Here is a 24,246-nt window from a genome sequence, read left to right on the forward strand (position 1 = left end):
CGCAAGGGCAAGGTGGGTCAATCTGACGCCATCACGCCTAGGTCAGGTTGCGCCGCTGCGCCTCCAGCGCCGCCTCCGCGCGGGAGGATACATTCAGCTTGCGGTAGATGGATTTTAGATGATCGCGCACCGTATGGTGGCTGATCTGGAGCACGCCGCCCACCTCCGACGCGCGCAGGCCCCGTGCCACCAGTGACAGCACCTCCCGTTCCCGGTGGGAGAGAATGTCCGGCACGCTATCGACCGCCAGCCCGCCGCCGCTGGTCCCCGTCGCGGTGCTGCCAGCGCCCGCCAGCCCTGCGCCCGTCCCGCCGGTAAAGCGCGCCAGAACGCGCCGCGCGATGGTCGGTGAGAGCGACGGTTCGCCGGCCACCAGCCGCTCGATGCGGTGGACCAGCAACGTCGGCTCGCTGTCTTTCAGCAGATAGCCGTCCGCGCCCGCCGCCAGCGCCTCCTCAATGCTGGCGTCATCGTCCATCACGGTGACGGCGGCGACCATCTCCGTCCCTCCGGCCTTCAGCGCGCGGATGATCGTCGATCCCCGCCCATCCGGCAGGCTGAGGTCGATCAGCGCCAGCGTATAGGCCCGGTCCAGCCATGGCTGCACCGCTGCGATGCTGTCCGCCTGTCGCACGCTGGCGTCGGGCAACACCTGCCGCACCGCCTCGATCAGCAGCAGTCGCGCGCCCGGCACATCGTCCACCACCAGCACCATCGGTTGCGCCACCGGTAGCTCTACGGGTGACACCATCGGCCCGGTTTCCGCCCCGCCGCTCATGCGCTTTGCCCCACCGGCAGGCGCAGCGAGACGCTGAAGCCCCGTGGCCCGGCATGCGCCTCCGCCTGTCCTCCCGCCGAGGCGATGCGATAGCGGACGTTGCGCAGCCCATTACCGGGCACGAACGGCCCGTCCGCCCCGTCCTGCGCCGCGTCCCGCGCCGCGTTGGCGATCCCGGCCTCCTCGATCCCCGTATCGGCCTTCTGCCCCGCGCCATCCGCCGCCGCGCGGCCATTGTCATGGATGCCCAGCGTCACCTCGCCGCCGTCCTCCCGCACCTCGACGCGCACCTGCGTCGCGCCGCTGTGGCGCACGATATTGGTGATCGCCTCGCGGATGCTCGATTCCAGCGCCCGCACCTGATTGGGGGCCAGCAGCCCCGGCGGCGCCACCGGCGTCCAGTCCAGCGCGATGCCCGCCACCTCGAGCCGCTCCGCCGCCTCCGCCCGTGCATCCGCCAGCGCGTCGGCGACGGGCATCGGCGCGCTGGCCCGGCCGTTGACGATGGCCCGCACCTCGACCAGCGCATTGCGGATCGTCGCGCGCAGCCCCTCCACACGGTCCTGCGCCAGCCCGTCCATCAACCGCGCGGCCAGATCGTCGTGCAGGTCGCGCGCGACGCGGGCGCGCTCCACCACCACGCCGCGCTCGAAGGCGGTGCGCTGCGTGTCGGCATGGGCGGCCATCGCCACCATCCGCTGCGCCAGCGCCGCGTCCTGCTGCCGGAACAGACTGCGCCCGCGCCGCGCCAGTCGCAGGCGCAGCGGCGGCGAGCCGGCGACGGCGGGGATGGCCATCACCGTCCCATCCTCCTCCAGCCGCACCGTCGTTGCCCCCCCGCCGCCATCCTCTATGGCCAGCGGGCGAAAGGCATGGTCCAGCCCCTGCCGCCACAGCGCCACCCGCTCCTGCTCCGCCGGGGCGAAGTTCATCCGCGTCACATCCTCCAATATGCGCAGCGGGTCGGCCTTTTGCGTCCCGGCCACCCAGTCGATGGCCCGGTCGCGGAGGGGGAGGTAGAGCAGGGGGAAGAGCACCAGCCCGGTCATCAGTCCCGCCAGCCGCTGCGACCCCAGCGCATAGAGCAGCGCCACGTCGATGAGGAAGAAGGTGATGGCGATCGCGCTGTAATAGAGGACCGAATAGGACAGCCCGTCCACCGCGAACAGCCGGTCGCGCCGCAACCCCATCGCGATGCCCGCGATGATGAGGAGGAAAAATCCGAACGCCATGCTCTGGTCGACCAGGGCGGGCATGTCGAACAACAGCGGCAGCGTGGCTGTGCCCAGAAAGGCCCCCGCGCCGATCACCGTGCCGATGCCCAGCCAGCGCAGCGCCGACCGCCCCACCGGGTCGCCCCGCGTCGCGACATATTGCCGCACGACCGCCATCAGGATGATCGCCATTTCGACCAGGGTGGTGCCATTATTGCCGAAATCGGGATTGGGCACCGCCCGCGCCGCCGCCAGCGCGGTCCAAGCGCCCAGCAGCAGGGTTAGCGCCATGGCAAGGCGCCGCCCCGCGATCCGGCGCGGATAGACCAGAAACAGGTTTATCATCGCAATGCCGAACAGCGATGCCCCGACCTCGTTGAAAATGCCCAGGATGCGGAACAGCGGCGCGCCGATCGCCAGTTCCCGGCTGCTGTAGATCGCCGCCGTTCCCGCCGACATCAGCATGCCGACGCCCGACAGCGCGAAATAGAGATGGGTGCGATTGCCCGGCGCGATCGCCCACAGCCAGACCGAAATGGCGTAGATGGCGAGGCCGACGAACAGTTGATACCAGAAGGGAAAGGGCAGGCTGGCCTCCGCCACCGGCTGGAGCGCGACGGTGCGGCGTCCCCCGTCGCTGCCCTGCACGACGATGCGCGGGTCGGAGCGCAGGATGCGGGCGATGCCGTCCTGCTCCGCCATGAACGCCTCTATCGCGGGGAAATCGGGCAGGAAATTGGGTTCCTCGGTCAGTGCGCGGGGGGTCAGCGCGATGGTGGCGCCCGCGCCATCGGTGATCGCCAGCGCCCGCACGGAGGCCACCCGCGTCGACGATGTCACCGGCGCGCCGGTCACCGTCACGCTTTCGCCCGCCGCCGCAAAGTCGAGGTCAAATCGCGGCTGCTCCCGCGCGATGCCGATCAGCAGGAAGGCGACCAACAGGCCCATGGCCAGCGCCATGGTCAACCGCCATGCGGGCGAACGCCTCAAGAGTGAAAGGGCGGCTATGGTCATCCAGCGCAGGAATAGCGTCAATGGGCGCAGAGGCGAAACCCTCCTTTTTCTATCGCGGGTCCGTACCGGGACAGAAATGCTAATACGCTGTAATGATGGACTGAAATATCGCATGTCCCGGCCAATATCCTCCCTGATGCGGGATAATATCCCTTGGCTCCATCCGGCTCCATCCCGCATCGGCGGGACTGAGGGGGCAGGGCGGACGACTGCCATGGCCCACCGTTATTGCCGTAGGCCCCAGTCGCCATTCTTGCATTTGCGTTGCCTTTGGCTACGGAAAGAAGGCTGTGGGGCAGGGGGATTTGGGCCGGTGATGACGACTCTATGGCAGGGGCCGCTGGCGACTGTGCTTCTCCTGTGGCCCGCCTCCGTGCTGGCGCAGGGGGCGGATGCCGCCGCATCGACTGCGCCCGCATCGCCCAGCGCCGCATCGCCTGGTGCCGCGTCGGCGGAGATTGTGGTGACGGCGCAGAAGCGCCCCCAACGTGCGGCCGATGTCGGCATCCCCATGGCGGTGCTGGATCGCGGCGGCCTTTCGCTCGTCACCGGGCAGGATGAAACCGCGCTGGCCCGGCAGCTTCCCGGCGTGCGGGTGCAGAGCTTCAGCCCCTCCATCACGATCTTCAACATTCGCGGCGTGTCGCAGAACGACTATTCGGATGCGCAGGAAGGCCCCATCGCCTTCTATGAGGACGAGGTCTATGTCAGCGTCGCCGGGGCCATCGCGGGCCGCGCCTTCGACCTGGAGCGGGTGGAGGTGCTGCGCGGGCCGCAGGGCACGCTCTTCGGGCGCAACGCCACCGGCGGCCTGATCCATTATGTGACCGCCCGCCCCACCGACCGGCCTGTGGCGCAGGCGTCCCTGACCTTCGGCAGCTATGGTCAGGTGGCCAGCGAGGGCGCGCTCGGCGGTCCCCTGACCGACCGGCTGCGCGCCCGGCTGTCGTGGAGCCTGAACCGGCATGACGGCTTCATCGACAACAGCGCCGGACCGGACGTGGGCAACAGCCGCTTCTATGCCGGGCGGCTGCAACTGGCGGCGGACGTGGGCGACGGCGACCTGCTGAGCATCAAGGTGCAGGGCCTGCGCAACGACCGGGAGACGTCGGCGGGCTATTACAGCCATCGCGCCGCCGCGCCCGATGCGTTGGGGCTGGGCCGCTATCTGGGCGCGTCGCAGGATGCGTTCGGCACCTGCGCCGGGTGCGACGCGCTGGGCTATCGCGAGCCGGACGACGACCCGTTCACCGTCGCCTTCAACGACCCGATCCTGTTCGACCGGACGCTGGGCGAGATCATGGGCCGCTATGACGCCACGCTGGGCGCGGTGAGGCTGACCGTCCTGCTCGACTATCAGCATCTGGCAAAGGATTATGCCGAGGATTCGGACATGTCCCCCGTCACCCTGCTGACCGCCGCGAACCAACAGCGGCTGGACCAGTGGTTCGGCGAAGTGCGGCTGTCGGGGGAGGGGCGCGGGGTGCGCTGGCTGGCGGGGGTCAACGGCCTGCACATCGCCAGCGACAATCATTATGTCATCGACGCGGCCAACAGCGCGGGGCTGCTCGCCGATTATGGCGGCCGCCAGACCATCCGATCCGCCGCCGTCTTTGGCCAGGCGGAAGTGGACCTGACCCCGCGCCTCACCCTGATCGCGGGGGCGCGGTTTACACATGACACCAAGACATATCATTTCAGCCACAGCCTCAACGGCATCCGCGATCTGCTTATCGATCCCGTGACAGTCCCCGCGCTGGCCCACCGTGATTTCACCGACTGGTCCGGCAAGTTCCAGCTCGATTATCGTCCGGTCCCCGGCGTCCTGCTCTACGCAGGCGTCGATCGCGGCACCAAGAGCGGCGGCTTCAGCGCGCCCGCCATCCTGCCGCAGGATCCGGCCGCCATCGGTTTCGAACCGGAACGACTGACAAGCTGGTCGGCGGGGGCGAAGGCGTCGTTCTGGCAGGGGCGGGCCACCCTGGCCCTTGCCGCCTTCCATTATGACTATGACCGCTATCAGGCGTTCGAAAACGCGGATGGCTTCGTCCTCAGCGTCCGCAACAAGGACGCGCGCATCGACGGCGTGGAAGTGGAGGGGGAGGTGCGCCCGCTGGACGGCCTGAGCGTCGGCGGGTCGGCGGCGTGGTTGTGGAGCAAGGTGCGCAACGTCATCCTGCCGTCGGGCGCTATCCTGGACCGGCAGATGCCCAACGCGCCCCGGTTCAGCGGCACCGCCCACGCCCGCTACGACTGGCGGGTGCCGGGCGGCACGGCTTCGCTGGCGACCGGCTGGCGGCATGAGAGCGGTCAGTATCTCACCCCCTTCAATGCGGCGGTGGACCATGTCCCGGCCCATCTGGTCGGCGATGTCCGGCTGGCGTGGCAGGGGAGCGCCAGCCCGCTGGGCTTTGCGCTGTTCGTGAACAATGTCACCGACCGGCGCTATCGCCTGTTCGACATCGACTTTTCCCAGAATTTCGGTTTCGTGCAGAGCAGCTTCGCCCGCCCCCGCTGGATCGGGTTCAGCATCAGCTACGGGCGCTGAAACCGGCCGCTGTTTCGGACCGTCATTCCCCGATCAGGTGGACTGCGATCGACCGGCGGTGCCGCGCGCGCCGATGCTCGAACAAATAGAGGCCCTGCCACGTCCCCAGCGTCATCCGCCCGCCGAGCAGGGGGATGGAAAGCTGGGTCTGGGTCAGCGCGGCGCGGATATGCGCGGGCATGTCGTCCGGCCCCTCGTCATCATGGGCATAGAGGCCGCGCCCTTCCGGCACGATGCGGGCGAAGAAGGCGGCCAGATCGTCCCGGACCTCCGGCGCGGCATTTTCCTGCACCAGCAGAGAGGCGGAGGTGTGGCGGCAGAAGAGCGTCAGCAGTCCCTCGCCCATGCCATGTCCGGCCACCCAGTCCGCGACCTGATGCGTGATCTCGACCAGACCCTGGCCGCTGGTCGCGACGTCGATCAGGCCGGTCGCCTGTTTCACGCCTGCCACTTCATTCCTCGCGTTGCTCCACCTTCCACGCCATGTCGAGATAGGCGTTGGCGGCGACGCGCAGCGCCGGTTCCTCGAACGCATCGTCGGGCAGGGGCGCGATGCCCAGCCCCTCCATCAACACCCACAGGGCAAAGCGGCGGCTCGGTTCCTGCTCCACCGCAAAGTCGATGGCGAGCTGTTCCTTGCCCGCCGCCAGCGCATCCGCGTCCACGCCTTCCAGCGTGTCCGCCCCGAAATAGCGCAGGAAAAGTCCCTCAAGGTCCATCTCGTCTATCCTTCAGCGACGCTGCATCACCTCGGCCGCCGCGATGGCGGTGAGGTTCAGCACCCCGCGCGACGTGACGCCGGGCGTCAGGACGTGGATCGGCTGGGACAGGCCCACCAGCATCGGCCCGACCGTGGGTGAGCTGGAGGAAGCGGACAGGGCGGTCAGCGTGATGTTGGCCGCGTCCAGATTGGGCATGACCAGCAGATTGGCCGGTCCCTCGAACCGCGAATCCGGCACCAGCCGTTCGCGCAGCGGCTGCGACAGGGCGGCGTCGGCATGCATTTCGCCGTCCACCAGCAGCTCCGGCGCCTTCTCCCGCACGATGGCGAGGGCGGTCCGCATCTTGCGCGCGCTGGGGCTGTGCGATGCGCCGAAATTGCTATGGGAGAGGAGGGCGATGCGCGGTTCCAGCCCGAACTGCCGGATTTCGGCGGCGGCCAGGATGGTCATCTCCGCAATCTGGTCCGGCGTGGGGTCGGGCACCATATGGGTGTCCGTGATGAACAGCGCGCCCGCGTCCAGGATCAGGCCCGACAGGGCATAGACGCGGCTGCTGCCCGGCGCGCGGTCGATGACGCGCAGGACATGCTCCACCTGCCCCCAATATTCCGAATTGCCGCCGACCAGCGCGGCATCGACCCGGCCGGTGCGCAGCAGCATCGCGGCTGTCACGGTCGGGCGGCGATAGACATGGCGGATGATCTCGGCAGGCGGCACGCCCTTGCGGGAGGCGACGGCGCGATAGGCCTCGACCAGCGGGGCCATCGCCTCATGGTCCGTCTCCGGGTCGATCACCTCGACATCCCGGTCCAGTTCGAACCGCAGGCCGAGGTCGGGCAGGCGATTGGCCAGCACCCGCCGCCGTGCGACGATGGTGGGGCGCACGATGCCGTCGTCCAGCGCGTCTTGAATGGCGCGCAGTACACGGGCATCCTCGCCCTCGCCATAGGCGATGCGCTGCTGCGTGCCCCGCGCCGCCTCGAACACCGGCATCAGCAACTGGGTGGAGCGGGTGTTCTGCTGCGCCAGCGACCGCTTGTAATCCGCGATGTCGAGGTCGCGCCGGGCCACGCCGCTGTCCATCGCGGCCTTGGCCACGGCGGGCGCGATCTCCGCGATCAGGCGGGGGTCGAACGGGGTGGGGATGATATATTCGGGGCCGAACACCAGCTTGCGCCCGCCATAGGCCGACGCGACGCTCTCATGCGCGGGCAGGCGGGCGAGGCTGGCGATGGCTTCCGCCGCCGCGACCTTCATCGCCTCGTTGATGGTCGTCGCGCCGACGTCCAGGGCGCCGCGGAAGATATAGGGGAAGCACAGGACATTATTGACCTGGTTGGGATAGTCGGACCGGCCCGTCGCCACGATGGCGTCCGGGCGGGCGGCGCGCGCCACCTCCGGCAATATCTCCGGCTCCGGGTTGGCGAGCGCGAAGATCAGCGGCTTGTCCGCCAGCAGCGGCAGCCATTCCGGCTTCAGCACGCCGGGCGCGGAGAGGCCGAGGAAGACATGCGCGCCGGGCAGAACTTCGGGCAGGGTGCGCGCGTTGGTGTCGCGGGCGTAGCGGGCCATGTTCGGCCCCATGCCCTCGCGCCCCGTGTGCACCACGCCATCCTTGTCGGTCAGCGTCACATGCTCGACCGGCAGGCCCATGGAGACGAGCAGGTCGACGCAGGCCAGCGCCGCCGCACCCGCGCCCGACGTGACCAGACGGGCCTCCGCCAGCGTCTTGCCCTGCAACACCAGCGCGTTGCGCACCGCCGCCGCGACGACGATGGCGGTGCCATGCTGATCGTCATGGAAGACGGGAATGTTCATCCGCTCCTTCAGCGCCGCCTCGATGGCGAAACATTCCGGGGCCTTGATATCCTCCAGGTTGATGCCGCCGAAGGTCGGCTCCATGAGAGCCACCGCGTTGATGAACGCCTCGCTGTCGGTGGTGTCCAGTTCCAGGTCGAAGACGTCGATGTCCGCGAATTTCTTGAACAGGACGGCCTTGCCCTCCATCACCGGCTTGGACGCCAGCGCCCCGATCGCGCCGAGTCCGAGGACCGCCGTGCCGTTGGAGATGACCGCGACGAGGTTGCCCCGCGCGGTATAATCATAGGCTTTCTGCGGGTCCGCCGCGATTTCCTCGCACGGGGCCGCGACGCCGGGGGAATAGGCCAGCGCCAGATCGCGCTGGTTGAGCATCCGCTTGGTCGGCTCGATCCGCAGTTTGCCGGGATGGGGATGGCGATGATAATCGAGTGCCGCGCGGCGGAGCGTATCGTCCATGGGAATGAAGCCTTGGTCGGAAGGGAGACGAAAGGGCGCGCACCAGCCCTAGTTTCCACGACCCCACAGTTCAAACCCTAATGGCATCTTTCCGATTCCCGGCGGGAACCGATTATCCCTTTCGGGCCGGATCATCTCTTTCGGGGCGGGCGGCAGGATTACAGGCGCCTGCCGCCCGTCCAGACCATCTACATCACCTTGCGGCCGGTGAAGAGCTGGATCAGGCCGACGACCAGCGCCACGATCAGCAGCAGGTGGATCAGCCCGCCTGCGATATGGAACGCAAAGCCTGCGAGCCACAGCACGATCAGAATCACGAAAATCGTCCACAACATGGCGGCACCTTTCTCTCATAGAAGTCGGTGCATCAACGATCCGTTGGGGGCGGAGGTTGCATTAAAGGGATTGGTCGCCGCAGGGTCTGCCCGTGCACTCGCGCCCATCATCCCCTATATGGATCGGCGGAGGCCCGCGGGTGTCCATCCACTGCACGGAAGAACAGAGCCTGCCATGCCCAAATATCTCCATACGATGATCCGGGTGAGCGACATCGACGCCACCATCGCCTTCTTCAACCTGCTCGGCCTTCAGGAAACCAAGCGGATGGAGAATGAGAAGGGGCGCTATACGCTCGTCTTCCTCGCGGCGCCGGGTGATGAGGGCGCACAGGTGGAACTGACCCATAACTGGGGCGAGGCCGGTTATGACGGCGGGCGGAATTTCGGCCATCTCGCCTATCGGGTGGAGGACATATACGCGACCTGCCAGCGGCTGATGGATGCGGGCGTGACGATCAACCGGCCACCCCGCGACGGCCATATGGCCTTTGTCCGCACACCGGACGGCATCTCCATCGAACTGTTGCAGGACGGTCATCTCGACCCCGCCGAACCCTGGCTTTCCATGCCCAATGTCGGGCAATGGTAGGGCTGCTGGTCAACATCGACGTGCCGGACGTGGCGGCGGGCGTCGCCTTCTACACGGCGGCGCTGCCCCTGCATGTCGGGCGGCGGTTCGATGACGATTTCGTGGAATTGCTGGGCCTGCCGGTGCCGCTCTACCTGTTGAAGGGCGATGCGGGGTCGGCCATCGGTCCCGCCGGTGGCGGCGCGCGCGATTATCGCCGCCACTGGACGCCGGTCCATCTGGATATGGTCGTGGACGATCTCGACGCCGCGGTGCTGCGCGCCGAAGCGGCGGGCGCGATCCGCGAGAGGGGCATCGACACTGCGCCCTATGGACGGATCGCGACCTTTGCCGACCCCTTTGGCCATGGCTTCTGCCTGCTCCAGTTCACTGAAAGAGGATATGATGCCCTCCTTTGAAATCCTGCGCGTTCCGGTGCTGAACGATAATTATGTCTGGCTGCTGCATGAGGCGGAGAGTGGCGAGACGGCGGCCATCGACCCGTCCGTTGCCGAGCCGGTGTTGGCGGCGGCGGAGGCGCGCGGATGGCGCATCACCCAGATCTGGAACACCCATTGGCACCCCGATCATGTCGGCGGCAATGCCGGCATCCGCGCCGCCACCGGCGCGACCGTGACCGCCCCCGCTGCCGAGCAAGCGAAGATCGGCCATATCGACCATCCGGTGGGCGAGGGCGACAGCGCGACCCTGGCGGGGGTCCGCGCCCATGTGTGGGAGGTGCCCGCGCACACCGCCGGGCATATCGCCTATCATCTGCCCGACCTTGGCGTCATCTTCACCGGCGACACCCTCTTCGCCATGGGGTGCGGCCGTCTGTTCGAGGGGACGGCGGAGCAGATGCACGCCGCCATGCAGAGGTTCGCGACCCTGCCGGATGAAACCCGCGTCTATTGCGCGCATGAATACACCCTCTCCAACGGGCGCTACGCCGTCCATGCCGAGCCGGACAATGCCGCGACCGCCGCGCGGCTCCGCGCGGTCGAGGCGGCGCGGGCGCAGGGGGAGGCGACGGTGCCCACCACCATCGGCGACGAACGGGCCACCAACCCCTTTTTCCGCGCGCGCGACGTGGCGGAACTCGCCCGCCGCCGTGCCGAAAAGGATGCCTTCTGATCGCGGCCCTGCTATATCGGCGCGACAGGGAACAGGAGAGCAGTGCGATGACAAGGCTAGCGAAATCATGGTCCCTGTGCGCGCTGATCGCCCTTGCGGGATGCAGCGTGGCGACGACCGGACCGGCGCGCCTGTCGGACCGGCAGGCGCAGGAACTGGCGCGCGCACTGGATGGGAAGGTGCCCGGCAAGGCGGTCAGCTGCGTCAGCCGCATCCTCGGCACCGATGGCCTGCAGGCCGTGACCGACGATTTGCTGCTTTATCGCGTCAATCGCGACCTGGTGTATCGCAATGACCTGCGCGGTTCCTGCACCGGGATCAGCCGGGGCAGCACGCTGGTGCTGCGCCCGACGAACGATCAATATTGCCGCAACGACATCGTCTATGGCGTCGACCTGACCACCGGCATGCGCGGCGCGTCCTGCGCGCTGGGCGATTTCGTGCCCTATCGGGCGGCGGGCCGCTAGGGCGCTTCAGCCGCCATATAGCCCGTCCAGCCGCGCCTGATAGCGGGCGCGGATGACATGGCGGCGGATCTTGAGCGACGGCGTCATCTCGCCATTCTCTATGCCAAAGGGTTCATCGGCCAGCGCGATGCGGCGCACCCGTTCGATGATGGACAGGCCCGCATTCACCCGGTCGACCGCCGCGCGCAGCGTCGCCACGAAGGCCGCATTGTCGTGGAGCGGCGCATCCTCCGGCAGGCCGTGCGCTATCGCCCAGTCGCGGGCATGGTCCGGGTCCGGCACCAGCAGCGCGACCAGATGGGGCCTCCGGTCGCCATGCACCATCGCCTGCCCGATCTCCGGCTGGAGGGTCAGCATGCCCTCCACCCGCTGCGGCGCGACATTGTCGCCCTTGTCGTTGACGATCAGGTCTTTCTTGCGATCCGTGATGCGCAGGCGGCCACCATCGTCGATCTCGCCAATGTCGCCGGTGTGGAGCCACCCGTCCTGCAACACCCGCGCCGTCTCCGCATCGTTGCGCCAATAGCCGTGCATGACCAGTTCGCCGCGCACCAATATCTCGCCATCCCCGGCGATGCGGATCTCGACATTCCTGAGCGGCGGGCCGACGCTGTCCATGCGGATGCCCGCGCCCGGCCGGTTACAGCTGACCACCGGTGCGGCCTCCGTCTGGCCATAGCCTTGCAGCAGGGTCAGGCCGAGCGCCTGAAAGAAGCGCCCGACCTCCGGGTTCAGGGGCGCGCCGCCGGACACCAGCGCTTTCAGCCGACCGCCGAAGCGCGCCTGTATTTTCGGGCGCAGCGTGTGGTTCAGGAGGAAGTCGAGCGGCCCGTCCTGCCAGCCGCGCCGACCGGTGCGGGCGATCCGTTCCCCCTGCGCCAGCGCGATGTGGAGCAGGCGGACGCCGATCCCGCCCTCCTTCTCGATCGCCTTGGTGATGCGCACGCGCAGCATCTCGAACAGGCGCGGCACGACCACCATGATGGTGGGCCGCGCCTCGCTGATGTTCGCGGCCAGTTTTTCGAGGCTTTCGGCGTACCAGATTTCCGCGCCCAGCCCGATGGGCAGGAACTGGCCCGCGCTATGCTCATAGCTGTGACTGATCGGCAGGAAGGAGAGGAAGCGTTCGTCCACCTCCCAGCCGAAATCCTCCGCGATGATGGCCTGCGCGCCCTCCACATTGCACAGGATCGCACCATGATGCTGCATCACGCCGCGCGGCGCGCCGCCGGTGCCGCTGGTGTAGATGATGCAGGCGAGGTCGCCGCGCTGCGCCGTCTGCGCGGCGGCGGTGGCGGCGACGTCCGCCGGATGATCCGCGATGATGCGGTCCCAGTCGAGCAGGGTGACATCCCCGCCCTGCAACGCGCGGTGCGGCTCCATGGCGATGGCGAGGCGAATGGAGGAGCGCAGCACGGCGGGCAGCAGGGCGGCGGCGATCTTCGCTGTCGAGAAGATGACCGCGCTCGCGCCGCTGTCGGTGATGATATGCGCGTGGTCGCCCGTCGTGTTGGTGGTGTAGGTCGGCACCGTCACCGCGCCCGCCGCCATGATGGCCAGGTCCGCGATGCAGAATTCGGGGCGGTTTTCGCTGACGAGCATCACCCGGTCACCCGGCTGCACGCCCTGCGCGCGCAGGCCGGCGGCCAGTGCGGCGACATCGCGCGCCACCGCCGCCCAGCTTTGCACCGACCAGTCGCCATCGCGTTTCACGCGCAGGAACGGTCGGTCGCCCTCCTCGGCGGCGCGCGCGAAGAACATCGTGGTGAGGTTCGGAAAATGCTCGAACTGCCGCATCGGGCCTGATCCTCCCCTTCCTGTGTAGCGGTGCGCGGCCCGAATAGCGCGCTTATTCCGCCAGCGCGACCCCCGGACTGCGCGGATCGGCGCCGCCTTCCCACCTGGTCGGCGTCCGGGCGGCGGCATTGGCCTTCAGCCCCAGCGGCGCGATCGCGACCGTGTGGCCCATTGCCTCCAGCGGGGCCTTCAGCGCGTCCAGCCCGCCGCCCTGCTCCAGTATCACGCTGTCGCGGTTGAAGAAGACCAGGCCGAGGCCGATGGCGTCGCGCGGGGACAGGCCCCAGTCGAGCCGGGCGATGATCGCCTTGGCCACCTGCATGATGATGGTGCGCCCGCCCGCCGCGCCGACCACGAACACGGGCTTGCCGTCCGGGCCATAGACGATGGTCGGGGCCATGGAGGACAGGGGCCGCTTGCCCGCCGTCACCCGGTTGGCGACCGGCGCGCCGTCCTTTTCGGGGGCGAAGGTGAAATCGGTCAGTTCATTGTTGAGGAAATAGCCGTTGGCGATCAACTGGCTGCCGAACGGCCCCTCGATGGTGGAGGTCATGCTGACGATGTCGCCGGTCCCGTCGATGGCGACGAAATGGGTGGTGGCGGGGACTTCCGACGACAGCGCCTTCGTCCGGGGCAGCGCGCCCAGCGGCTTGCCCGGCGTATAACGGCCGCGCGCGCGCGCCGGGTCGATCAGGCGGCCACGGGTGCGGATATAGGCCGGGTCGATCAGCCCCGCGACCGGTACGTCGACGAAATCCCGGTCGCCCAGCCATGTGTCGCGATCGGCATAGGCCAGTTGCATGGCCTCCGCGATCAGGTGCCAGCTTTGCGGCGAATCCTTGCCCAGCTTCGTCAGGTCGAACCGTTCCAACATGCCCAATATCTGGAGGATGGTGATCGCGCCGGAGGAGGGCGGGCCCATCCCGCAAATCCGGTAGACGCGGTAGATGCCGCAGATGGGCGCGCGCTCGCGGGCGGCATAGCCGGCGATGTCAGCCGGAGTTATGGTCGCGGGGTTCTGCGCCGCCCCGGCGGTGGCCTTGCCGATGGCCTCGGCATTTTCGCCCGTGTAGAAGGCGGTCGGCCCCTCCGCCGCCACCCGGCGCAGGAAGGCGGCGAGCGCGGGATTGCGCAGCAGCGTGCCCTCCGATGCGGGGACGCCATTGACCCAATAGAGCGCGCGCGCCTCCGGGAAATCGCGCCACAGGCCCTGCATGGCGGAGAGGCGGCCCGCCAGCACGCGGTTCACGACAAATCCCTGATCGGCAAGGCGGATCGCGGGTTGGAACAAGTCGGCCCAGGGCAGCCTGCCCCATTTGGCATGGGCCTTCGCCATCAGCGCGATATTGCCGGGCACGCCGACCGACTTGCCACCGGGGAAGGCTGCGGGGAAGGAGAGCGGCGCCCCGTCTGCGCCCAGGAAACGGTCCGGCGTCGCGGCGGCGGGCGCGGTTTCCCGGCCGTCGATGCTTTCGACCAGCCCGGCCGTGCCGTCATGATGGAGCAGGAAGCCGCCGCCGCCGATGCCGCTCGATTGCGGTTCGACCACGGTCAGCGCCAGCATCATCGCCATGGCGGCGTCGGCCGCGGAGCCGCCCTGCCGCAATATCGCCTGCCCCGCCTCGCTCGCGCGCGGGTCGGCGGCAGAGACAAGCCCGCCATCGGCCCGGGCGGACACCGCCGACAGGCCGATGAGCAGGACGGCGAAGATGCCGCGGATCGTGGGGGAAAAGCGTGCCATGCCCGAACGTCGCCCTTCAACGCCGGTCATGCAAGCGGACAATCGACGCCGACCGCATCCGCCACGCTGGCGAAGCCGTCGCGGCGGAGTAGGGCGACCAGCCCCTCGTTGATCGTGCGGGCCAGCATCGGTCCTTCATAGACCAGCGCCGAATAGAGCTGCACCAATGAGGCGCCCGCGCGGATGCGGGCATAGGCCTGCTCCGCATTGCCGATGCCGCCGACCCCGATCAGCGGCAGGCGGCCACCGGTCGCGCGGCGGAAATCGCGCAGCCGCTCCAGCGCCAGATCGTGCAGTGGCGCGCCGGACAGCCCGCCCGTCTCCCCGGCGAGCGGCGAGCGCAGCGTCGCGGGGCGGGAGATGGTGGTGTTGGAGACGATCAGCGCGTCGATGCGGTGCGCCAGCGCGACCTCGGCAATGTCCGTGACGTCGGCGGGTTCGAGGTCGGGCGCGACCTTCAGCCAGACCGGCGGTCCCGATTCGCCGCGCGCGGCCATCACCGCGGCCAGCAGCGAATCGAGCGCGCCGCGATCCTGCAGCGCGCGCAGGCCCGGCGTGTTGGGGGAGGAGATGTTGACGGTGATATAGTCGGCGTGGCGGCCCAGCGCGGCGATGCCCGCGACATAGTCGACGATGCGATCCTCGCTGTCCTTGTTCGCGCCGATGTTCACGCCGACGACGAGGTCGCCCGCTTTCGCCTTGCCGGACCGCCGGGCGAGCCGGGCATAAGCGTCGGCCTGCCCGCCATTGTTGAAGCCCATGCGGTTGATGACGGCCTCATCCTCCACCAGCCGGAACAGGCGGGGCCGGGGATTGCCCGCCTGCGGGCGCGGCGTCAGCGTGCCGACCTCGGAAAAGGCGAAGCCGAAGCGGCCCATCCGGTCATAGACCTCTGCGTCCTTGTCAAAGCCGGGGGCCAGGCCGACCGGCCCGGCAAAGTCCAGCCCGAACAGGCTTTGTCGCAATATGGGGTCGCATCCGGCGGACGCGCTGGCGGGCAGCAGGCGCAACAGGCGAATGGTGAGGCGATGGGCCGACTCTGCATCGAGCCGGAACAGGAGCGGGCGGATCGAACGGAAAATCATGACGCGCGCCTATCACAGGCTACGCTGCACTGCGTGATATTTCTGCTGGAAAGGGCGGATTTCGGAACGGGTCCGTAACCGAAAACCTGCCCTTGCAACGCATTATCGTCGCGAATGTCGATTCCGTCCAATATTTGCGGCGCAGAACCAGTGTAGGCGAACGGTGCGACCCGAAGGGCTCTGTTGTCAACCGACTTCACGAGACCTTATACCTTGGGGGACCGTCTGGCTTTGGCCGGGCGGTCCCCTTTTTTGTTCACATCCGCCGGGAACTGTGACAAGCGTCGCAAAACGAAACAATGATAAGCCGTAAGGTCGCGCCAGCAGTATCTTGGAGATGTTGTGGTAGATCGTCCATCGGAGGCGGGGGGATCGTCTGATCCCGCGCTTCCCGATCCTTTTGGAGAGCCGTCAGGGACGGAGGGGCCGCCGCCGACCAACCGCGTGTCGCTGAGCTATCTCGCGCCACCGGAGGATCTGTCGGCGCTGTTCGGACCCATGTATCTGTTCGTCGCCGACAAACGGGCGGTTTCGGACCATACCCGCGCGGACTTCGCCCAGATCCGGTTCATGCTCATGGGCACCGGCGACTACAGCTTTCACGATGGGCGCCGCGAATCGACCCCCGCCTGCTGCATGCTCGGCCCGACCAGCGCGGCCACCCGGTTCGAGGTGGACGGGCCGATGCGGGTGATCGGCGTCTCCGTGCTGCCACTGGGATGGGTGGCGTTGGGCGCGGGCGATGCGGGGGAGGTGGCGGACAGCGTCTTCGACCTTGCCGAGCGATTCGGGCGGGCATGGTCCGACCTGCATGCCCGACTGTGTGGCATCGACGATGCGGACGACGCGGCGGCGCTGCTGTGGCCCTTCCTGCGCTCCTGCATCCGTCCGCCCAGCCCGGCGGAGGAGGCGTTCGTCCTCGCCATCGACGAATGGCTGGCGGACGAACGCTCGCCGCGCGTCGACAGCCTTCAGGAGGTCACCGGCCTCTCGTCCCGGCAGATCGCTCGGCTGAGCAACCGATTCTATGGCGCGCCGCCCAAATATCTCGCTCGCAAATATCGCGCGCTACGCTGTGCGCTGATATTGGCGCGCGACAATATCGACTGGGCGGACCTGTGCGACGGCGCTTTCTATGACCAGTCGCACTTCATCCGCGAGTTCAAGCATTTCATCGGCCTGACGCCCAGCCAGTTGCGGGACAATGCCAGCCTCGTCATCCGCCTGACCATGGGGCGGCGGGACGTGGCGGGCACCATCGCCAATCTCAGCCGCATCAGCTGACGCGGCGGGGGAAGGGGGGACGTGGGCGGGGCCGCCCTCCCCGCCTGTCGCCGTCCCGCCTGTTGCTGCGTCAGGCGGCCAGCGCCACGATATGCCGGTCGGCCGCGGCGATGGCGGTGGCGCGCTGCTCCGGCCCCACGGCGATCCCTTCCGCCACCACGAATTCGGGCGAGATGCCGATGAAGCCGAACACCGACGTCAGATAGGTTTCGACATGCTCCGCCGCTGCGCTGGGCGATTCCACGCCATAGAAGCCACCGCGCGACACCGCGACGATCACCCGCTTCGGCCTGGCCAGCCCCTTTGGCCCCTCCGCCGTATAGGCGAAGGTGCGGCCTGCGATCATGATGCGGTCGATCCACGCCTTGAGCTGGCCGGGAACCCCGAAATTATACATGGGCGCGCCGATCACCACGATGTCGGACGCCAGAAACTCCTCCAGCACCGCGGCGCTGGCGATGGCGGCCTCGCCCGTGTCGCCCGGCAGGGCGGCCAGATCGAGATGGGGCAGGGGGTCGGCGGCAAGGTCGCGCCGGGCGACGTCCAGCGCGGGGTCGGCACGGGTCAGCGCCCCCACGATGGAGGCGGTCAGCTGGCGGCTGACGCTCTGTTCGCCGGTGATGCTGGAATCGATGTGGAGGAGCTTCATTTCCAGTTCCTTTAGGTATATATGAGTAACCAGGGCTGGATATGTAACCGCATGGGAATGGCCCGCAAGGAGGCACAATCTTGTCACTCGGGCACAGCAATGTAACCATCGAGGCGCCGGACAGTGGGGAAATCGGGCAGGGGGAACCCTGTGCCGCGCTCGATCCGGTGCAGATTCAGTCGGGATGCCGCACGGTCAGCGAAGTCCTGTCGCGGGTCGGCGATAAATGGAGCATCCTGATCGTCATGATTCTGGCGAGCGGCCCGCGTCGCTTCAACGAACTGAAGCGGTTGGTGGACGGCATTTCGCAGCGCATGCTCACCCTGACGCTGCGCAATCTGGAGCGGGACGGGCTGGTGCAGCGCACCGTCACGCCCAGCATCCCGCCGCGCGTCGATTATGCGCTGACGCCTCTCGGCCATTCGCTTCGCGTGCCGGTTTCGGCGCTGGGTGAATGGGTGATGGCGAATATCACCACCATCAAGGATGCGCGGGAACGATTCGACGAGGAATTGCAGCAGCGGGACAGGCTGGGATAGGGGTGGCGCATCAAAAGCCTTGATCCCCGGCACGTCCGTCGCCACATGCAATCGGAACGAATCACTCCGATTTGAGAACCCTTATCAATAAGGGCTTTCAGGACAGAATCCGGGTGAGATTGAGGACATGATGCGACTTTCCAGTCTATCCGATCAGGCGGTGGTCCTGATGCAGGCCGCGTCGGCCCGCTGCGGTGGCGAAGCGGCCCGTGGGGCGCTGACCAGCGCCGCCGAACTGGCGGCGGCGACCGGCATCCATGTGCCCACGGCGCAGAAGCTGGTCAGCCTGCTGACCCGTGCGGGCCTGCTCAACAGCGCGCGCGGTTCCGGCGGCGGCATCCGGCTTGCCCGCTCCGCCGCCACGATCAGCCTGGCGGATGTGGTGGAGGCGGTGGAAGGCCCCATCGCGCTGACCGCCTGTGTCGAGAAGGATGGCGCCCATGTGTGCGAGCGGGAGGCCGCCTGCGCCGTCCGGCCGCACTGGAGCGCGGTCAATGATGCGGTGCGCGGCGCGCTCGCCCATGTCTCGCTCGCCAGCCTTTCGGCCCCCGTGCCCTCTCCCGTTCCCGCCTTTGGCGCCACGCCCATCCTCGGAGCCCTAGCATGAGCGCCCCCGTCAAGAATCAGGAGGCGCTGGCCGCCGCTGCCAAGGCGTCCGACTATGAGTGGGGCTTCTCCTCCGACGTGGAGCAGGAGTTCGCGCCCAAGGGCCTGTCGGAGGACACGGTCCGGTTTATTTCGGGCAAGAAGAATGAGCCGGAGTGGATGCTGGAATGGCGGCTGAAGGCCTATCGCCTGTGGCTGACCATGCCCACGCCGGAATGGGCGAAGCTGAATATCCCGCCGATCGACTACCAGGACGCCTATTATTATGCGGCGCCCAAGAAGAAGATCGAGCTGGACTCGCTGGACGACCTCGACCCGGAAATCCGCCGAACCTATGAGAAGCTGGGTATCCCGATCGCCGAGCAGGAAGTGCTGGCCGGCGTCAAGAACAGCCGCAAGATTGCCGTGGACGCGGTGTTCGACAGTGTGTCCGTCGCCACCACTTTCCGCAAGGAGCTGGAGGAAGCGGGCGTCATCTTCCGCTCGATCAGCGAGGCGATCCGCGAATATCCCGATCTGGTGAAGAAGTGGCTGGGCCGCATCGTGCCCATGCACGACAATTATTTCGCCACGCTCAACTGCGCCGTCTTCTCCGACGGGACGTTCGTGTACGTGCCGGAGGGCGTGCGATGCCCGATGGAACTGAGCACCTATTTCCGTATCAATGCGGAGAATACGGGCCAGTTCGAGCGTACCCTGATCGTCGCGGAAAAGGGCAGCTATGTCTCCTATCTGGAGGGCTGCACCGCGCCGATGCGCGACGAGAATCAGTTGCACGCCGCCGTGGTCGAACTGGTCGCGCTGGACGATGCGGAGATCAAATATAGCACCGTCCAGAACTGGTATCCCGGCGACGCCGAGGGGAAGGGCGGCATCTATAATTTCGTGACCAAGCGGGCGCTGTGCCAGGGCGCGCGGTCGAAGGTGTCGTGGACGCAGGTCGAGACCGGCAGCGCGGTGACGTGGAAATATCCGTCCTGCGTGCTGAACGGGGAGGATTCGGTGGGGGAGTTCTACTCCGTCGCCGTCACCAACAATTATCAGCAGGCCGACACCGGCACCAAGATGATCCACAATGGCCGGGGCAGCCGCTCGACCATCGTGTCCAAGGGGATCAGCGCCGGGCATAGCGACAACACCTATCGCGGGCTGGTGCGCGTGGGACCGGGCGCGGAGAATGCGCGCAACTTCACCCAGTGCGACTCGCTGCTGCTGGGGTCGGAATGCGGCGCGCACACCGTGCCCTATATCGAGGTGAAGAACCCGTCCGCGACCATTGAGCATGAGGCGACGACGTCGAAGATTTCCGACGACCAGCTGTTCTACGCCATGCAGCGCGGCTTGGATCAGGAGAGCGCGGTGGCGCTGATCGTGAATGGCTTTGCGAAGGAAGTGTTGCAGCAACTGCCGATGGAATTTGCGGTCGAGGCGCAGAAGTTGCTGGGGATCAGCCTTGAGGGGAGCGTGGGGTGAAATTTCCCTGGGCGATCTTTGCGCCGTCGCTGAACCTGATGGTCCGGAGCGGCATCGCGAAGCGTCGCAAGGCGATCCGGCAAATCGGGCGGCGGGCGGCAGTTCTGCAGAATGGATTTGCCTTTCACCTGTTCGAGTCGGCCCCCGACCTGAAGACACTAATAGACGCTGGATCGGATTTCATGCGGGCGCTGACCGCCGTGGAAAAGGCGAAGGAAACGGCGCGCTACTGGAAATACGAAAATGTCTGGGGCCTCTTCGAGGTCATCGACATATATACCAAGAACGGAAACCGGCTTCTGGACGACCTCGATAAGGGCAAGCCGAAGCTGGAGAGAATTTTCAAAGATCAGGATTTCATGCGTGGGTGGTTCGATGCTCCATATTACTGACCTTCAGTCCACCGTAGCGGACAAGCCCATCCTCAAGGGCCTGTCCCTCTCCATCAACGCGGGGGAAATCCACGCCATCATGGGGCCGAACGGCGCGGGCAAGTCGACGCTGGCCTATACGCTGGGCGGCCGTCCCAATTATGACGTGACCGGCGGCTCCGTGGATTTCGACGGGCAGGATCTGTTCGACCTCGCCCCGCATGAGCGGGCGGCGGCGGGCCTGTTTCTGGGCTTTCAGTATCCGGTGGAAATCCCCGGTGTTTCCAACCTGCAATTCCTGCGCGAGGCGCTCAACAGCCAGCGCAAGTCGCGCGGTGAGGAACCGCTGTCGGGCGGCGCCTTCATCAAGCTGGCCAAGGAAAAGGCCGGGCTGCTCGGTATGGATATGGAGATGCTCAAGCGCCCCGTGAACGTCGGTTTCTCCGGCGGCGAGAAGAAGCGCGCCGAGATGGTGCAGATGGGCATCCTCGACCCGAAGCTGGCGATCCTGGACGAGACGGACTCCGGCCTCGACATCGACGCGCTGCGCATCGTCGGCGCGGGGATCAACACGATCATGCGCGCGCCGGACAAGGCCGTGCTGCTCATCACCCACTATCAGCGGCTGCTCGACTATGTGAAACCCGATTTCGTCCATGTCCTTGCGGGCGGACGGATCGTGAAGTCGGGCGGACCGGAGCTGGCGCTGGAGCTGGAGCGTGAAGGCTATGCGGAGATTGTCGCATAATGACCGCCGTCGCCCTCCCCACCCGCAGGTCCGAGGAATGGCGCTATAGCGACGTCGAGTCGGTAGCGAGCATCTGGCCCGTCGCTGCACCGGATGTCATCGTCGTCGGTGCGGGTGAAGACGTCGCGCGGACGCTGTTGCAGGATGCGGCCGACGGGGCGGTCATCGTGCGCGATTTCGCCGTCACCATCGGCGCGGGCGGCACGTTTCGCGCGCATCTCCTCAACATCGGCGGGCAACTGGGTCGCGTGACCTTTGACGTCACGCTGGGGCGGGGGGCGCATTTCGACCTGAACGCCGCGATCATCGGCGGCGGCACCCAGACGCTGGAAGTCGTCACCGTCGTCACCCATGCGGAGCCGGAGGCGACGTCGCAGCAGACGGTGCGCTCCATCCTCGCCGATCATGCGACGGGCAGCTACCTCGGCCGGATCGCCGTGGCGCGCGACGCGCAAAAGACGGACGCGGCGCAATCGGTCAAGGCGATGCTGCTGGATCGCACGGCGACCGCCAACGCCAAGCCGGAACTGGAAATCTTTGCCGACGACGTGAAATGCGCCCATGGCGCCACGGTCGGCGAACTGGACAGTCAGGCCCTGTTCTACTGCGCTTCGCGCGGGCTGGACCCGAAGAGCGCGCGGACCTTGCTGTTGCAGGCGTTCATCGCGGGCCTGTTCGACGACATGGCCGACGAGGCGGAGCGGGAGCGGTTCGAGGCGGCGGCGCTGGCCAAGCTGGCGGCGCTGAACATGGCGGAGAAACTGGCGTGAGCAGCGTCCTCGACGCCCCCATCGACGTGCGCGCGGACTTTCCCGGCCTGATCGGGGCGGACGGCAAGCCCTGGCATTATCTCGACACCGGCGCGACCGCGCAGAAGCCGCGCGTCGTGATCGACGCGGTGGCGCGGGCGCTGGGCGAGACCTATGCCACCGTGCATCGCGGCGTCTATTCCCGCTCGGCGGACATGACGCTGGCCTATGAGGCGGCGCGGCGCACCGTGGCCCGCTTCATCAACGGGCAGGAGGCGGAGGTCGTCTTCGTGCGCGGCGCAACGGAGGCGATCAATCTGGTCGCCAACAGCTGGGGCGCGGCGAACCTGAAGGCGGGGGATCGCATCCTGCTGTCCACCCTCGAACATCATAGCAATATCGTGCCGTGGCAGTTGATCGCGGAGCGGGTCGGCGCGGGTATCGACGTGGTGCCGCTGACCGGCGACGGGCGCATCGACCTGGACGCGATGGCGGCCTTCATCTCGGACCGGCACAAGCTGGTGGCGCTGGCCCATGTCTCCAATGTGCTGGGCAGCACGCTGGATGTGCGGCGTGCGGCGGACATCGCCCATGGTGTAGGCGCGAAGATATTGATCGACGGCTGCCAGGCCGTGCCGCGCATGGCGGTGGACGTGGCGGCGCTGGATTGCGACTTCTACGCCTTTTCCGGGCACAAGCTCTATGGCCCGACCGGCATCGGCATATTGTGGGCGCGGAGCGAGATTCTCTCCGCCATGCCACCGTGGCAGGGTGGCGGCTCGATGATCGACCGCGTGACCTTCGCGAAGACGACCTATGCACCCGCGCCCACCCGGTTCGAGGCCGGCACGCCCGCCATTGCGGAGGCGATCGGGCTGGCCGCGGCGATGGACTATGTGACCGCGATCGGCCTGGATCGTATCGCCGCGCATGAACAGGCGCTGGTCGCCGCTGCGCGGGACGTGCTGGGCAGCATCAACAGCGTGCGCCTGCTGGGGCCGGAGAATGCGTCGGGCATCGTCTCCTTTGCGATGGAGGGGGTGCATCCCCACGACATCGGCACCATATTGGACGAAAGCGGCGTCGCCATCCGCGCGGGCCATCATTGCGCCCAGCCGCTGATGGAGGCGCTGGGCGTGCCCGCCACCGCGCGGGCGAGCTTCGGCATCTACAACGATGCCAGCGACATAGAGGCGCTGGCGCGGGGCATGGAACGGGTAAGGAAGATTTTCGGCAATGGCTGAGGACATCGGGGCGGAACATCAGGGCGAGGAACGTCGGATCGCGGTCGAGGAAGTGGACGGCGTGACGCCTCCCGCGCGGGCGCGCGTGGATGTCAATGCGTCCGGCGTGCCGACGGATGCGAGCGAGCAACCCGCGCCCCGCAAGCGCGATTATCTGGACGGTTTTCTTCAGGAAAAGCCCGCTGGCGTACCGGCGGGCGAGCCGGGCGGGGATGTCTATGAAGGCATCATCACCGCCCTGCGGGAGATTTTCGACCCGGAAATCCCGGTCAACATCTATGATCTCGGCCTGATCTATGGCGTCGAGGTCACCGATGGCCATGCCGTCGTCACCATGACGCTGACCACGCCGCATTGCCCGGTGGCCGAATCCATGCCGGCCGAGGTGGAATTGCGCGTTGGTTCCGTGCCGGGGGTCGGCCATGCGGAGGTCAATCTGGTGTGGGATCCGCCATGGGATCCGCAGAAAATGTCCGACGAGGCGAAACTCGAACTGGGGATGCTGTGATGAACGTCCAGACCACGCCCGCCGCCGCCCGCGCCCGTCCCGCCGCCGTCACGCTGACGCCCGGTGCGGAGCAGCGCATCGCCGACCTGATGGCGCGCGCGCCGGACGGGGCCATCGGCGTCAAGCTGTCCACCCCCCGTCGCGGTTGTTCCGGCCTTGCCTATTCGGTCGATTATGTGACCGAGGAAGCGAAGTTTGACGAGAAGATCGCAACACCCGGCGGCCTCTTCTACATCGACGGCGGTTCGGTCCTGTATCTGATCGGCTCGACCATGGACTGGGTGGAGGATGATTTCACCGCCGGCTTCACCTTCAACAACCCCAACGCCAAGGGCGCATGCGGTTGCGGCGAGAGCTTCACGGTCTGATCGGCTGACCGGGGAGCGACTGCT

At 67.3% G+C, this 24,246-nt stretch carries 25 protein-coding genes; 15 read left to right on the forward strand and 10 right to left on the reverse strand.

What is annotated here, in order from left to right:
* Window positions 1–37: 37 nt before the first annotated feature.
* Complete coding sequence (locus LWE61_RS01120; RefSeq protein WP_234148007.1) at window positions 38–778, reverse strand: LuxR C-terminal-related transcriptional regulator; 741 nt, start codon at window positions 776–778, stop codon at window positions 38–40.
* Window positions 775–2,952: a sensor histidine kinase gene (locus LWE61_RS01125; RefSeq protein ID WP_234148010.1), complete on the reverse strand. Its 2,178-nt coding sequence runs from the start codon at window positions 2,950–2,952 to the stop codon at window positions 775–777. The genes LWE61_RS01120 and LWE61_RS01125 overlap by 4 nt, the downstream gene beginning before the upstream one ends.
* Before the next feature lie 370 nt (window positions 2,953–3,322).
* Here LWE61_RS01125 and LWE61_RS01130 point away from each other — a divergent pair, with 370 nt between their 5' ends.
* Window positions 3,323–5,554, forward strand: coding sequence for a TonB-dependent receptor (locus tag LWE61_RS01130; protein WP_234148013.1), 2,232 nt, complete (start codon window positions 3,323–3,325; stop codon window positions 5,552–5,554).
* Between the two features lie 22 nt (window positions 5,555–5,576).
* Here the strand turns inward: LWE61_RS01130 and LWE61_RS01135 are convergent, their stop codons facing one another.
* From LWE61_RS01135 to LWE61_RS01150, 4 genes are all read right to left on the reverse strand, one after another.
* A complete protein-coding gene (locus LWE61_RS01135; RefSeq protein WP_234148016.1) occupies window positions 5,577–5,996 on the reverse strand; it encodes a secondary thiamine-phosphate synthase enzyme YjbQ in 420 nt (139 codons plus the stop codon).
* A gap of 10 nt (window positions 5,997–6,006) precedes the next feature.
* On the reverse strand, window positions 6,007–6,273 hold the full coding sequence (locus LWE61_RS01140; protein WP_234148017.1) for a hypothetical protein: 267 nt from the start codon (window positions 6,271–6,273) through the stop codon (window positions 6,007–6,009).
* A gap of 12 nt (window positions 6,274–6,285) precedes the next feature.
* Window positions 6,286–8,553, reverse strand: coding sequence for an NADP-dependent malic enzyme (locus tag LWE61_RS01145; protein ID WP_234148018.1), 2,268 nt, complete (start codon window positions 8,551–8,553; stop codon window positions 6,286–6,288).
* 188 nt (window positions 8,554–8,741) lie between these two features.
* Window positions 8,742–8,888 carry a lmo0937 family membrane protein gene (locus LWE61_RS01150; RefSeq protein WP_234148019.1) on the reverse strand — a complete coding sequence of 49 codons (147 nt, stop codon included), beginning with the start codon at window positions 8,886–8,888 and terminating at the stop codon, window positions 8,742–8,744.
* Window positions 8,889–9,063: 175 nt separating this feature from the next.
* Here LWE61_RS01150 and LWE61_RS01155 point away from each other — a divergent pair, with 175 nt between their 5' ends.
* The 4 genes from LWE61_RS01155 to LWE61_RS01170 are packed head-to-tail and all read left to right on the forward strand — an operon-like array spanning window position 9,064 to window position 11,060.
* The gene (locus LWE61_RS01155; protein ID WP_234148021.1) at window positions 9,064–9,480 is read left to right on the forward strand and encodes a VOC family protein; all 417 of its coding nucleotides are present in this window, start codon (window positions 9,064–9,066) and stop codon (window positions 9,478–9,480) included.
* Window positions 9,474–9,878: a VOC family protein gene (locus tag LWE61_RS01160; protein WP_234148024.1), complete on the forward strand. Its 405-nt coding sequence runs from the start codon at window positions 9,474–9,476 to the stop codon at window positions 9,876–9,878. The genes LWE61_RS01155 and LWE61_RS01160 overlap by 7 nt, the downstream gene beginning before the upstream one ends.
* The gene (gloB, locus tag LWE61_RS01165; RefSeq protein WP_234148026.1) at window positions 9,865–10,593 is read left to right on the forward strand and encodes a hydroxyacylglutathione hydrolase; all 729 of its coding nucleotides are present in this window, start codon (window positions 9,865–9,867) and stop codon (window positions 10,591–10,593) included. The genes LWE61_RS01160 and gloB overlap by 14 nt, the downstream gene beginning before the upstream one ends.
* 47 nt (window positions 10,594–10,640) lie before the next feature.
* Window positions 10,641–11,060: a hypothetical protein gene (locus tag LWE61_RS01170; protein WP_234148027.1), complete on the forward strand. Its 420-nt coding sequence runs from the start codon at window positions 10,641–10,643 to the stop codon at window positions 11,058–11,060.
* A gap of 6 nt (window positions 11,061–11,066) precedes the next feature.
* On the opposite strand, the gene LWE61_RS01175 is transcribed toward LWE61_RS01170, so the two are convergent.
* From LWE61_RS01175 to LWE61_RS01185, 3 genes are read right to left on the reverse strand one after another with little or no spacing between them, the layout of a single operon-like run.
* On the reverse strand, window positions 11,067–12,857 hold the full coding sequence (locus tag LWE61_RS01175; protein WP_234148029.1) for an AMP-dependent synthetase/ligase: 1,791 nt from the start codon (window positions 12,855–12,857) through the stop codon (window positions 11,067–11,069).
* A 52-nt stretch (window positions 12,858–12,909) separates the two neighbouring features.
* On the reverse strand, window positions 12,910–14,598 hold the full coding sequence (gene ggt / locus LWE61_RS01180; RefSeq protein WP_234148030.1) for a gamma-glutamyltransferase: 1,689 nt from the start codon (window positions 14,596–14,598) through the stop codon (window positions 12,910–12,912).
* A 26-nt stretch (window positions 14,599–14,624) separates the two neighbouring features.
* Window positions 14,625–15,683: a quinone-dependent dihydroorotate dehydrogenase gene (locus LWE61_RS01185; protein ID WP_234148031.1), complete on the reverse strand. Its 1,059-nt coding sequence runs from the start codon at window positions 15,681–15,683 to the stop codon at window positions 14,625–14,627.
* Between the two features lie 342 nt (window positions 15,684–16,025).
* Between LWE61_RS01185 and LWE61_RS01190 the strand changes: the two genes are divergently transcribed.
* Window positions 16,026–16,967, forward strand: coding sequence for a helix-turn-helix domain-containing protein (locus LWE61_RS01190; protein WP_234148032.1), 942 nt, complete (start codon window positions 16,026–16,028; stop codon window positions 16,965–16,967).
* Window positions 16,968–17,037: 70 nt separating this feature from the next.
* Here LWE61_RS01190 and LWE61_RS01195 read toward each other — a convergent pair whose 3' ends face one another.
* Entirely contained in the window at window positions 17,038–17,616 is a 579-nt protein-coding gene (locus LWE61_RS01195; protein ID WP_234148033.1) for an FMN-dependent NADH-azoreductase, read from the reverse strand.
* 80 nt (window positions 17,617–17,696) lie between these two features.
* On the opposite strand from LWE61_RS01195, the gene LWE61_RS01200 reads away from it, so the two are divergent.
* The 9 genes from LWE61_RS01200 to LWE61_RS01240 all read left to right on the forward strand — a co-directional run bounded on the left by LWE61_RS01200 (window position 17,697) and on the right by LWE61_RS01240 (window position 24,222).
* Window positions 17,697–18,155 carry a winged helix-turn-helix transcriptional regulator gene (locus LWE61_RS01200; protein ID WP_267961539.1) on the forward strand — a complete coding sequence of 153 codons (459 nt, stop codon included), beginning with the start codon at window positions 17,697–17,699 and terminating at the stop codon, window positions 18,153–18,155.
* Between the two features lie 130 nt (window positions 18,156–18,285).
* Window positions 18,286–18,762, forward strand: a complete 477-nt coding sequence (locus LWE61_RS01205; protein WP_234148586.1) for an RrF2 family transcriptional regulator — start codon at window positions 18,286–18,288, stop codon at window positions 18,760–18,762.
* A complete protein-coding gene (sufB, locus tag LWE61_RS01210) occupies window positions 18,759–20,234 on the forward strand; it encodes a Fe-S cluster assembly protein SufB (protein ID WP_234148034.1) in 1,476 nt (491 codons plus the stop codon). Before LWE61_RS01205 ends, sufB begins: the two co-directional genes overlap by 4 nt.
* Complete coding sequence (locus LWE61_RS01215) at window positions 20,231–20,626, forward strand: hypothetical protein (RefSeq protein ID WP_234148036.1); 396 nt, start codon at window positions 20,231–20,233, stop codon at window positions 20,624–20,626. The genes sufB and LWE61_RS01215 overlap by 4 nt, the downstream gene beginning before the upstream one ends.
* Window positions 20,610–21,353 carry a Fe-S cluster assembly ATPase SufC gene (sufC, locus tag LWE61_RS01220; protein WP_234148038.1) on the forward strand — a complete coding sequence of 248 codons (744 nt, stop codon included), beginning with the start codon at window positions 20,610–20,612 and terminating at the stop codon, window positions 21,351–21,353. Before LWE61_RS01215 ends, sufC begins: the two co-directional genes overlap by 17 nt.
* The gene (locus LWE61_RS01225; protein WP_234148039.1) at window positions 21,353–22,123 is read left to right on the forward strand and encodes a SufD family Fe-S cluster assembly protein; all 771 of its coding nucleotides are present in this window, start codon (window positions 21,353–21,355) and stop codon (window positions 22,121–22,123) included. Before sufC ends, LWE61_RS01225 begins: the two co-directional genes overlap by 1 nt.
* The gene (locus tag LWE61_RS01230) at window positions 22,120–23,346 is read left to right on the forward strand and encodes an aminotransferase class V-fold PLP-dependent enzyme (protein WP_234148040.1); all 1,227 of its coding nucleotides are present in this window, start codon (window positions 22,120–22,122) and stop codon (window positions 23,344–23,346) included. Before LWE61_RS01225 ends, LWE61_RS01230 begins: the two co-directional genes overlap by 4 nt.
* On the forward strand, window positions 23,339–23,854 hold the full coding sequence (locus LWE61_RS01235) for an SUF system Fe-S cluster assembly protein (protein ID WP_234148041.1): 516 nt from the start codon (window positions 23,339–23,341) through the stop codon (window positions 23,852–23,854). Before LWE61_RS01230 ends, LWE61_RS01235 begins: the two co-directional genes overlap by 8 nt.
* Window positions 23,854–24,222, forward strand: a complete 369-nt coding sequence (locus tag LWE61_RS01240) for a HesB/IscA family protein (protein ID WP_234148043.1) — start codon at window positions 23,854–23,856, stop codon at window positions 24,220–24,222. The genes LWE61_RS01235 and LWE61_RS01240 overlap by 1 nt, the downstream gene beginning before the upstream one ends.
* Window positions 24,223–24,246 lie beyond the last annotated feature (24 nt).

Origin of the sequence: Sphingobium sufflavum, assembly GCF_021403115.1 — a bacterium.
Taxonomy (GTDB): Bacteria; Pseudomonadota; Alphaproteobacteria; order Sphingomonadales; family Sphingomonadaceae; genus Sphingobium; species Sphingobium sufflavum.